Below are 11,342 nucleotides of genomic sequence, written 5' to 3' on the forward strand. Positions count from 1 at the left end.
CACAAGAATTCAGACAAACATCTTCGCCCCGCGTTAAATGCGAGGCGACCAAACCGAAATGCTCTGCTGCGTTTCGGACTTTACGCCCTCTTCAGAGCCTGTCTCAGCAATGATTATGACAAAAAAAATCACTGATGAGCCAGGTTCTGGTGTGAAAGCGTGCAAAAAGGGCATCAAATGATGCCCTTTTATTGCGCATTGCGTCAAATGTTATCAGCGATTAGCCGAGAACTTTAGCAACCACGCCCGCGCCAACGGTACGGCCGCCTTCACGGATTGCGAAACGCAGACCGTCGTCCATCGCGATCGGGTGGATCAGGGTAACAACCATTTTGATGTTGTCGCCCGGCATTACCATCTCTACGCCTTCCGGCAGTTCGATGGTACCAGTCACGTCAGTAGTACGGAAGTAGAACTGCGGACGGTAGCCTTTGAAGAACGGAGTATGACGGCCGCCTTCGTCTTTGGACAGGATGTACACTTCAGATTCGAACTTGGTGTGCGGCTTGATGCTGCCCGGCTTAGCCAGTACCTGACCACGTTCGATTTCTTCACGTTTGATACCACGCAGCAGAACGCCTACGTTCTCACCAGCACGGCCTTCGTCCAGCAGTTTGCGGAACATTTCAACGCCAGTACAGGTGGTTTTCGCGGTGTCTTTGATACCAACGATTTCAACTTCTTCACCAACTTTGATGATACCGCGCTCTACACGACCGGTAACAACGGTACCACGACCGGAGATGGAGAATACGTCTTCGATCGGCAGCAGGAACGGCTTGTCAATCGCACGCTCTGGTTCCGGGATGTAAGAATCCAGGAAGCCAGCCAGTTCGATGATTTTCGCTTCCCACTCTGCGTCGCCTTCCAGCGCTTTCAGAGCAGAACCACGAACGATCGGAGTGTCGTCGCCCGGGAAATCGTACTGAGACAACAGTTCACGAACTTCCATCTCAACCAGTTCCAGCAGCTCTTCGTCATCAACCATGTCGCATTTGTTCAGGAACACGATGATGTACGGAACGCCTACCTGGCGACCCAGCAGGATGTGCTCACGAGTCTGCGGCATCGGGCCGTCAGTTGCAGCAACAACCAGGATCGCGCCGTCCATCTGAGCAGCACCGGTGATCATGTTTTTAACATAGTCTGCGTGGCCCGGGCAGTCTACGTGCGCGTAGTGGCGAGTCGGGGTGTCATATTCAACGTGGGAAGTGTTGATGGTGATACCACGAGCTTTTTCTTCCGGCGCGTTATCGATCTGGTCGAATGCGCGAGCAGCACCGCCGTAGGTTTTAGCCAGTACGGTAGTGATTGCAGCGGTCAGCGTTGTTTTACCATGGTCAACGTGGCCGATAGTACCGACGTTAACGTGCGGTTTTGTACGTTCAAACTTTTCTTTAGACATCGATTGTCCCTCTAAGACACGGATAAATCGGTGATATCACCACATCAACCAGGCAACATGCCCGACTTGTTGAATGCAATAAACAGAGAGAAACAGGGAAGGAGAGATAAAGAAGTGGTGCTGATACCCAGAGTCGAACTGGGGACCTCACCCTTACCAAGGGTGCGCTCTACCAACTGAGCCATATCAGCACGTCTGGAGCGGGCAGCGGGAATCGAACCCGCATCATCAGCTTGGAAGGCTGAGGTAATAGCCATTATACGATGCCCGCATCCTGAAACTCGGCTACCCAGTTCTTTCTGTAACAAAAAAGAGATTGCTCTCTTTAATGTTGAGCTGATTAGTTTACCCAACCAACTCCGGCTACGCAAAGCGTCGCCCGAAAGTGGTGGTGGGGGAAGGATTCGAACCTTCGAAGTCGATGACGGCAGATTTACAGTCTGCTCCCTTTGGCCGCTCGGGAACCCCACCCAAATTGTTATGGTGCCGACTACCGGAATCGAACTGGTGACCTACTGATTACAAGTCAGTTGCTCTACCTACTGAGCTAAGTCGGCATCAAGTAGCGCGCATTCTAGGGAGACCTGCGAGTTCATGCAACTAAAAATTTGCATAAAACGTTCTCTTGCTCACATTTTGTGCTCTTACGCGAAAAAACGGTGTAATTTCAAACAATGGAGTGCAAAAAAAGCGCATTCCTCAACGCAGAATTTGTTTCGCTGCGCCTGTCAGATACAAGAATGACGGTTTTTTCACCTGGAAATCCTGGTGGCAGGCGCGATCGCTAACCTGCAAAGATAGCAGACTCGCTTTCTCCCCTCTTTCTACTTATTCATCACTTGTGATGCTGCTATGAGAAAGCGCCCTTCGATGAGTTTTTTTCTTATTATTCCCGGCATTCTGGTGTTACCCTCCTGCCCATTGTCCTGATTAACTAGTGTGAAGCATCACCGCTACCTCTTTTTCGGTGATAGTAAGAACATGCTTATGAGCAAAAAAGAGCAGACGTTAATGACACCCTATCTACAATTTAACCGCAACCAATGGGCTGCACTTCGTGATTCCGTTCCGATGACGCTGACAGAGGAAGAAATCGCGCGGTTAAAAGGCATCAACGAAGATCTTTCGCTGGAAGAAGTCGCCGAGATCTATTTGCCGCTGTCACGTTTGCTCAATTTCTATATCAGTTCCAACCTCCGTCGCCAGGCGGTGCTTGAGCAATTTCTTGGCACCAATGGCCAGCGTATTCCTTACATCATCAGTATTGCAGGTAGCGTTGCGGTTGGTAAAAGTACTACAGCGCGTGTTTTACAGGCGCTGCTTAGCCGCTGGCCGGAACATCGCCATGTAGAACTGATTACTACCGATGGCTTCTTACATCCTAACTCGGTGTTAAAGGAACGCGGCCTGATGAAGAAAAAGGGCTTCCCGCAGTCGTATGATATGCATCGGCTGGTGAAGTTTGTTTCTGACCTGAAATCTGGCGTACCCAGCGCAACCGCGCCGGTCTATTCCCATCTGATTTATGATGTTATTCCTGATGGCGATAAAACCGTTGCTCAACCGGATATTCTTATTCTGGAAGGTTTGAACGTTCTGCAGAGCGGAATGGATTATCCACACGATCCCCATCATGTATTTGTTTCTGACTTTGTCGATTTCTCTATTTACGTCGATGCGCCGGAAGACTTATTAAAGAACTGGTATATCAATCGCTTCCTGAAATTCCGTGAAGGAGCTTTTACCGATCCGGATTCTTATTTCCATAATTACGCCAAACTTTCAAAAGACGAAGCGGTTAATATTGCCACTTCATTATGGAATGAGATCAACCTACTGAACTTAAAAGAAAATATATTACCAACCAGAGAGCGCGCCAGCTTGATTATGACGAAGAGCGCAAATCACTCGGTCGATCAAGTTCGCCTACGGAAATAAAAAAGGGAGCGCAAGCTCCCTTCTGTTTATTCAGCGCTACGCAGCGATATCTCGCCTCCAACCCATGGTTTAATTACCCCGTCCTGCTCGAGTAATAATGCCCCTTGCACATCAATTCCGCGAGAAATACCAAATATTTCCTTATCTCCAATAATCAACTTCACCGGCCGATTGATAAAGTTATCCAGTTTTTCCCAACGTGGCAGGTAAGGTGTTAAACCTTCCTGCTCGAATAGTTGCAAACCGCTACGTAATGCTTTCACCAGACGCGCCGTCAGGGTGTTACGGTCAATGAAGACTCCCGCCTCCTGAAGGCTGATCCACCCCTGATTGACAACATCAGACTCAACCCGGCGCATCACGAGATTGATACCAGCACCGCTGACGATCTGCGCGGCATCACCGGTTTTGCCTGTCAGTTCTACCAGGATACCGGACAACTTGCGGTCCTGCAGATAGATATCATTCGGCCATTTGACCCGAACGTTATCCGCTCCCAGGCTCTGCAGTACTTCCGCAATCACAATACCGATCACCAGGCTCAGACCGATAGCGGCAGCAGGGCCTTGCTCCAGACGCCAGTACATGGAGAGATAAAGATTGGCCCCAAACGGTGAGAACCACTTACGCCCGCGGCGGCCACGACCAGCCTGCTGATATTCAGCGACACAGGCATCACCTGACTCCAGTTCGTCCAGACGATCCAGCAAATACTGGTTGGTGGAGTCAATTACCGGCAGCACGGTAATACGACCTTGTTCAATCTGGCCGGCAATCTTTTGCTCATCCAGCAATTCAATCGGCTCAGGGAGGCTATAGCCCTTCCCTGGTACGGTAAACACATCAACACCCCAGTCGCGGAGCGTCTGCATATGCTTGTTAATTGCCGCGCGGCTCATCCCCAGGCGTTCGCCGAGCTGTTCGCCAGAGTGAAACTCGCCATCCGCCAGAATAGAGATAAGCATCAGGGGTACGGTATTGTCTTTCATGCAATCACCTCTTCCGCGTTCACTTCACCCTGCTCTCCGATGAAGCGCACTTCAGGCTGTAGCCAAACGTTAAATTTCTCGCCAACCTGCTGGCGGACATAGTGGGCTAACCCTACGACATCATCGCTGGTCGCCTGGTTATCGTTGATCAGTACCAACGCCTGCTGACGGTGAACTGCCGCCCCGCCGATAGTTTTACCTTTTAGCTGGCACTGATCGATAAGCCAACCGGCCGCCAGCTTAACGCTGCCGTCAGCCTGTGGATAATGTGGCGCGCCAGGGAATGCAGCCAGCAATTCCTGAGCAACCTGAGCGCTGACGACCGGGTTCTTAAAGAAGCTGCCGGCATTACCATTTACTTTCGGATCCGGTAACTTGGTCATACGCATATGGCAAACCGCATCAAACACCTGGCGGGGGGTAACAGTTTGCGCATCGAGACGAGTTAAATCCCCGTAGGTCAGGACAGGCTGCCACGCTTTTTTCAGCCATAGCCCAACAGCCACTATCGCGTAACGATCCTGATATTCATGTTTGAAAATACTGTCACGATAGCCGAAACGGCACTCTGCGGCAGAAAGGCGCTGCTTGCGACCTGTTTCGAGTTCGATACAGTCTACGTATTCACATACTCGCTGCAGTTCGACGCCATAGGCACCAATATTTTGAATTGGTGAAGACCCCGCGCAGCCAGGAATTAAGGCCAGGTTTTCCAGCCCAGGCATTCCATTTTCCAGCGCAAATTGCACCAGTTGATGCCAGTTTTCGCCGGCGCCAACGTGCAAACGCCAGGCTTCAGACGTTTCGCTTACCTCGATCCCCATGATGCGGTTGATAATCACCGTGCCGGAATAGTCTTTCAGGAACAGAACGTTGCTTCCTTCTCCAAGGATCAGACAAGGTTGGTGTTCTGCAGCGGCGGCTTGCCAGGCAGTCAGCAACTGTTGTTCATTTTCAGCAAGTACAATTGCTTTGGCAGAATGGTTAATGCCAAAGGTATTCCAGGGTTTGAGGGAGAGGTTCATAGTGGCTTCCTGATGCAAAATCAGCATTAGTTTACCGTATATAGCGAGGGAAGGCTTGCCTGAATAATACCGGTTCAGGGCCGGGTTCTACTCATGATGGGCGTTAATGAATGGCGCTGGCAGGGAGGATGTTTCCCCGGAGGCGGTGCTGCGCACCTTATCCGGGCTACGGGTTGCTACGCCGGTCTGTAGCCCCGGTAAGCGCAGCGCCACCGGGGAAGATAGCGGCGCGTCTGGCCGCAAAAGACAAAAGCAGAAAGCCAGGTCTTCCGACTGAGCCTTTCGTTTACGTTGCTATGACAGCGGCTTTCCCCGGAGGCGGTGCTGCGCACCTTTTCCGGGCTACGGGTTGCTACGCCGGTCTGTAGCCCCGGTAAGCGCAGCGCCACCGGGGAAGATAGCGGCGCGTCTGGCCGCAAAAGACAAAAGCAGAAAGCCAGGTCTTCCGACTGAGCCTTTCGTTTACGTTGATATGGCAGCGGCTTTCCCCGGAGGCGGTGCTGCGCACCTTTTCCGGGCTACAGGGTCTGTAGCCCCGGTAAGCGCAGCGCCACCGGGGGAGACGGCGGCGCGTCTGGCCGCAAAACACAAAAACAAAAGGCCCAGTCTTCCGACTGAGCCTTTCGTTTTATTTGATGCCTGGCAGTTCCCTACTCTCACATGGGGAGACCCCACACTACCATCGGCGCTACGGCGTTTCACTTCTGAGTTCGGCATGGGGTCAGGTGGGACCACCGCGCTATCGCCGCCAGGCAAATTCTGTTTTACCAGCCCGTCATTACGACGCACTGATTAATCTGTATCACGCTGAAAATCATCTCAAATCCGCCAAAACAGCTTCGGCGTTGTAAGGTTAAGCCTCACGGTTCATTAGTATCGGTTAGCTCAACGTATCGCTACGCTTACACACCCGACCTATCAACGTCATCGTCTTTAACGTTCCTTCAGGAGACTTAAAGTCTCAGGGAGAACTCATCTCGGGGCAAGTTTCGTGCTTAGATGCTTTCAGCACTTATCTCTTCCGCATTTAGCTACCGGGCAATGCCATTGGCATGACAACCCGAACACCAGTGATGCGTCCACTCCGGTCCTCTCGTACTAGGAGCAGCCCCCCTCAATTCTCCAGCGCCCACGGCAGATAGGGACCGAACTGTCTCACGACGTTCTAAACCCAGCTCGCGTACCACTTTAAATGGCGAACAGCCATACCCTTGGGACCTACTTCAGCCCCAGGATGTGATGAGCCGACATCGAGGTGCCAAACACCGCCGTCGATATGAACTCTTGGGCGGTATCAGCCTGTTATCCCCGGAGTACCTTTTATCCGTTGAGCGATGGCCCTTCCATTCAGAACCACCGGATCACTATGACCTGCTTTCGCACCTGCTCGCGCCGTCACGCTCGCAGTCAAGCTAGCTTATGCCATTGCACTAACCTCCTGATGTCCGACCAGGATTAGCTAACCTTCGTGCTCCTCCGTTACTCTTTGGGAGGAGACCGCCCCAGTCAAACTACCCACCAGACACTGTCCGCAACCCCGATTAGGGGCCAACGTTAGAACATCAAACATTAAAGGGTGGTATTTCAAGGTTGGCTCCACGCAGACTGGCGTCCACGCTTCAAAGCCTCCCACCTATCCTACACATCAAGGCTCAATGTTCAGTGTCAAGCTATAGTAAAGGTTCACGGGGTCTTTCCGTCTTGCCGCGGGTACACTGCATCTTCACAGCGAGTTCAATTTCACTGAGTCTCGGGTGGAGACAGCCTGGCCATCATTACGCCATTCGTGCAGGTCGGAACTTACCCGACAAGGAATTTCGCTACCTTAGGACCGTTATAGTTACGGCCGCCGTTTACCGGGGCTTCGATCAAGAGCTTCTCCTTACGGATAACCCCATCAATTAACCTTCCGGCACCGGGCAGGCGTCACACCGTATACGTCCACTTTCGTGTTTGCACAGTGCTGTGTTTTTAATAAACAGTTGCAGCCAGCTGGTATCTTCGACTGATTTCAGCTCCACCCGCAGGGGCTTCACCTACATATCAGCGTGCCTTCTCCCGAAGTTACGGCACCATTTTGCCTAGTTCCTTCACCCGAGTTCTCTCAAGCGCCTTGGTATTCTCTACCTGACCACCTGTGTCGGTTTGGGGTACGATTTGATGTTACCTGATGCTTAGAGGCTTTTCCTGGAAGCAGGGCATTTGTTACTTCAGCACCGTAGTGCCTCGTCATCACACCTCAGCGTTAAAAAGGTACCGGATTTACCTGGAACCTCCGCCTACATGCTTAAACCGGGACAACCGTCGCCCGGCTAACATAGCCTTCTCCGTCCCCCCTTCGCAGTAACACCAAGTACAGGAATATTAACCTGTTTCCCATCGACTACGCCTTTCGGCCTCGCCTTAGGGGTCGACTCACCCTGCCCCGATTAACGTTGGACAGGAACCCTTGGTCTTCCGGCGTGCGGGCTTTTCACCCGCATTATCGTTACTTATGTCAGCATTCGCACTTCTGATACCTCCAGCAACCCTCACAGGCCACCTTCGCAGGCTTACAGAACGCTCCCCTACCCAACAACACATAGTGTCGCTGCCGCAGCTTCGGTGCACAGTTTAGCCCCGTTACATCTTCCGCGCAGGCCGACTCGACCAGTGAGCTATTACGCTTTCTTTAAATGATGGCTGCTTCTAAGCCAACATCCTGGCTGTCTGTGCCTTCCCACATCGTTTCCCACTTAACTGTGACTTTGGGACCTTAGCTGGCGGTCTGGGTTGTTTCCCTCTTCACGACGGACGTTAGCACCCGCCGTGTGTCTCCCGTGATAACATTCTTCGGTATTCGTAGTTTGCATCGGGTTGGTAAGTCGGGATGACCCCCTAGCCGAAACAGTGCTCTACCCCCGAAGATGAGTTCACGAGGCGCTACCTAAATAGCTTTCGGGGAGAACCAGCTATCTCCCGGTTTGATTGGCCTTTCACCCCCAGCCACAAGTCATCCGCTAATTTTTCAACATTAGTCGGTTCGGTCCTCCAGTTAGTGTTACCCAACCTTCAACCTGCCCATGGCTAGATCACCGGGTTTCGGGTCTATACCCTGCAACTTAACGCCCAGTTAAGACTCGGTTTCCCTGCGGCTCCCCTATACGGTTAACCTTGCTACAGAATATAAGTCGCTGACCCATTATACAAAAGGTACGCAGTCACACCCGAAGGTGCTCCCACTGCTTGTACGTACACGGTTTCAGGTTCTTTTTCACTCCCCTCGCCGGGGTTCTTTTCGCCTTTCCCTCACGGTACTGGTTCACTATCGGTCAGTCAGGAGTATTTAGCCTTGGAGGATGGTCCCCCCATATTCAGACAGGATACCACGTGTCCCGCCCTACTCTTCGAGTTCACAACCTGTGCATTTTGGTGTACGGGACTATCACCCTGTACCGTCGGACTTTCCAGACCGTTCCACTAACACACAAGCTGATTCAGACTCTGGGCTGCTCCCCGTTCGCTCGCCGCTACTGGGGGAATCTCGGTTGATTTCTTTTCCTCGGGGTACTTAGATGTTTCAGTTCCCCCGGTTCGCCTCGTTAACCTATGTATTCAGTTAACGATAGTGTGACGAATCACACTGGGTTTCCCCATTCGGACATCGCCGGCTGTAACGGTTCATATCACCTTACCGACGCTTTTCGCAGATTAGCACGTCCTTCATCGCCTCTGACTGCCAGGGCATCCACCGTGTACGCTTAGTCGCTTAACCTCACAACCCGAAGATGTCTTCAGATTGCGAAAATTTGAGAGACTCGAACACACATTAACTGTGTGTCGTTTCAATTTTCAGCTTGATCCAGATTTTTAAAGAGCAAAACTTCGCAGTGAACCTTTTCAGGTACACTCTGAAGTTTTCTTGTTTTTTGCAGTAATGATGGTGGAGCTATGCGGGATCGAACCGCAGACCTCCTGCGTGCAAAGCAGGCGCTCTCCCAGCTGAGCTATAGCCCCATCGAATGAATCTCTTTTAACCTTAATTCGTTTTCGGGCGCGGCGTGGTGAAGCGAAGCATACTGAAGTATGCGAGCTTTGCCACAACAAAGCACGAGAGCGAATTTGGTAGGCCTGAGTGGACTTGAACCACCGACCTCACCCTTATCAGGGGTGCGCTCTAACCACCTGAGCTACAAGCCTGCAGAGATTACTTACTGCTGTATTTTCATCAGACAATCTGTGTGAGCACTACAAAGGCAGGTTCTTTAAGGTAAGGAGGTGATCCAACCGCAGGTTCCCCTACGGTTACCTTGTTACGACTTCACCCCAGTCATGAATCACAAAGTGGTAAGCGCCCTCCCGAAGGTTAAGCTACCTACTTCTTTTGCAACCCACTCCCATGGTGTGACGGGCGGTGTGTACAAGGCCCGGGAACGTATTCACCGTAGCATTCTGATCTACGATTACTAGCGATTCCGACTTCATGGAGTCGAGTTGCAGACTCCAATCCGGACTACGACATACTTTATGAGGTCCGCTTGCTCTCGCGAGGTCGCTTCTCTTTGTATATGCCATTGTAGCACGTGTGTAGCCCTACTCGTAAGGGCCATGATGACTTGACGTCATCCCCACCTTCCTCCAGTTTATCACTGGCAGTCTCCTTTGAGTTCCCGGCCGAACCGCTGGCAACAAAGGATAAGGGTTGCGCTCGTTGCGGGACTTAACCCAACATTTCACAACACGAGCTGACGACAGCCATGCAGCACCTGTCTCAGAGTTCCCGAAGGCACCAAAGCATCTCTGCTAAGTTCTCTGGATGTCAAGAGTAGGTAAGGTTCTTCGCGTTGCATCGAATTAAACCACATGCTCCACCGCTTGTGCGGGCCCCCGTCAATTCATTTGAGTTTTAACCTTGCGGCCGTACTCCCCAGGCGGTCGACTTAACGCGTTAGCTCCGGAAGCCACGCCTCAAGGGCACAACCTCCAAGTCGACATCGTTTACGGCGTGGACTACCAGGGTATCTAATCCTGTTTGCTCCCCACGCTTTCGCACCTGAGCGTCAGTCTTTGTCCAGGGGGCCGCCTTCGCCACCGGTATTCCTCCAGATCTCTACGCATTTCACCGCTACACCTGGAATTCTACCCCCCTCTACAAGACTCTAGCCTGCCAGTTTCGAATGCAGTTCCCAGGTTGAGCCCGGGGATTTCACATCCGACTTGACAGACCGCCTGCGTGCGCTTTACGCCCAGTAATTCCGATTAACGCTTGCACCCTCCGTATTACCGCGGCTGCTGGCACGGAGTTAGCCGGTGCTTCTTCTGCGAGTAACGTCAATCGCTAAGGTTATTAACCTTAACGCCTTCCTCCTCGCTGAAAGTACTTTACAACCCGAAGGCCTTCTTCATACACGCGGCATGGCTGCATCAGGCTTGCGCCCATTGTGCAATATTCCCCACTGCTGCCTCCCGTAGGAGTCTGGACCGTGTCTCAGTTCCAGTGTGGCTGGTCATCCTCTCAGACCAGCTAGGGATCGTCGCCTAGGTGAGCCATTACCCCACCTACTAGCTAATCCCATCTGGGCACATCTGATGGCATGAGGCCCGAAGGTCCCCCACTTTGGTCTTGCGACGTTATGCGGTATTAGCTACCGTTTCCAGTAGTTATCCCCCTCCATCAGGCAGTTTCCCAGACATTACTCACCCGTCCGCCGCTCGTCACCCGAGAGCAAGCTCTCTGTGCTACCGCTCGACTTGCATGTGTTAGGCCTGCCGCCAGCGTTCAATCTGAGCCATGATCAAACTCTTCAATTTAAGTTTGATGCTCGTGAATTAAACTTCGTAATGAATTACGCATGTTCACTCAGAGACTTGGTATTCATTTTTCGTCCGAGGACGTTAAGAATCCATGTCACTTTGAGTGCCCACACAGATTGTCTGATAAATTGTTAAAGAGCAGTGCCGCTTCGTTTTTCGCTGCGGCGCGGGGTGTGCATATTACGCTTTCCC

The 11,342-nt window shown here is 51.9% G+C and carries 5 protein-coding genes, 6 tRNA genes and 3 rRNA genes; 2 read left to right on the top strand and 12 right to left on the bottom strand.

Translation table 11 applies throughout. The features are described from left to right. Window positions 1-220: 220 nt before the first annotated feature. The 5 genes from tuf to ABLV78_RS24020 form a co-directional block, all read right to left on the bottom strand. A complete protein-coding gene (gene tuf, locus ABLV78_RS24000) occupies window positions 221-1,405 on the bottom strand; it encodes an elongation factor Tu (protein ID WP_015368828.1) in 1,185 nt (394 codons plus the stop codon). Window positions 1,406-1,520: 115 nt separating this feature from the next. Beyond that, window positions 1,521-1,596 (bottom strand) — tRNA-Thr (locus ABLV78_RS24005). Between the two features lie 5 nt (window positions 1,597-1,601). Next, window positions 1,602-1,676, bottom strand: a tRNA-Gly gene (locus tag ABLV78_RS24010). 115 nt (window positions 1,677-1,791) lie between these two features. Further along, window positions 1,792-1,876, bottom strand: a tRNA-Tyr gene (locus tag ABLV78_RS24015). 10 nt (window positions 1,877-1,886) lie between these two features. After that, a tRNA-Thr gene (locus tag ABLV78_RS24020) sits at window positions 1,887-1,962 on the bottom strand. A gap of 430 nt (window positions 1,963-2,392) precedes the next feature. Here ABLV78_RS24020 and coaA point away from each other — a divergent pair. Further along, window positions 2,393-3,343, top strand: a complete 951-nt coding sequence (gene coaA / locus ABLV78_RS24025; protein WP_045398338.1) for a type I pantothenate kinase — start codon at window positions 2,393-2,395, stop codon at window positions 3,341-3,343. A 26-nt stretch (window positions 3,344-3,369) separates the two neighbouring features. Here the strand turns inward: coaA and birA are convergent, their stop codons facing one another. Next, the gene (birA, locus tag ABLV78_RS24030) at window positions 3,370-4,332 is read right to left on the bottom strand and encodes a bifunctional biotin--[acetyl-CoA-carboxylase] ligase/biotin operon repressor BirA (RefSeq protein WP_165430613.1); all 963 of its coding nucleotides are present in this window, start codon (window positions 4,330-4,332) and stop codon (window positions 3,370-3,372) included. Then, a complete protein-coding gene (murB, locus tag ABLV78_RS24035) occupies window positions 4,329-5,357 on the bottom strand; it encodes a UDP-N-acetylmuramate dehydrogenase (RefSeq protein ID WP_047047441.1) in 1,029 nt (342 codons plus the stop codon). The genes birA and murB overlap by 4 nt, the downstream gene beginning before the upstream one ends. 106 nt (window positions 5,358-5,463) lie before the next feature. On the opposite strand from murB, the gene ABLV78_RS24040 reads away from it, so the two are divergent. Beyond that, window positions 5,464-5,634, top strand: coding sequence for a hypothetical protein (locus tag ABLV78_RS24040; protein ID WP_155959335.1), 171 nt, complete (start codon window positions 5,464-5,466; stop codon window positions 5,632-5,634). A gap of 360 nt (window positions 5,635-5,994) precedes the next feature. On the opposite strand, the gene rrf is transcribed toward ABLV78_RS24040, so the two are convergent. From rrf to ABLV78_RS24065, 5 genes are all read right to left on the bottom strand, one after another. Next, a 5S ribosomal RNA gene (gene rrf / locus ABLV78_RS24045) occupies window positions 5,995-6,110 on the bottom strand. 96 nt (window positions 6,111-6,206) lie between these two features. Then, window positions 6,207-9,111, bottom strand: a 23S ribosomal RNA gene (locus tag ABLV78_RS24050). 166 nt (window positions 9,112-9,277) lie between these two features. After that, window positions 9,278-9,353, bottom strand: a tRNA-Ala gene (locus ABLV78_RS24055). A gap of 106 nt (window positions 9,354-9,459) precedes the next feature. Further along, window positions 9,460-9,536 (bottom strand) — tRNA-Ile (locus ABLV78_RS24060). Window positions 9,537-9,607: 71 nt separating this feature from the next. Continuing rightward, window positions 9,608-11,147 (bottom strand): 16S ribosomal RNA (locus ABLV78_RS24065). Together the 16S, 23S and 5S rRNA genes with 2 tRNA genes alongside form the textbook arrangement of a ribosomal RNA operon. Between the last annotated feature and the right edge of the window lie 195 nt (window positions 11,148-11,342).

It is taken from the genome of Klebsiella sp. CN_Kp075 (genome assembly GCF_040065055.2).
GTDB lineage: Bacteria > Pseudomonadota > Gammaproteobacteria > Enterobacterales > Enterobacteriaceae > Klebsiella > Klebsiella aerogenes.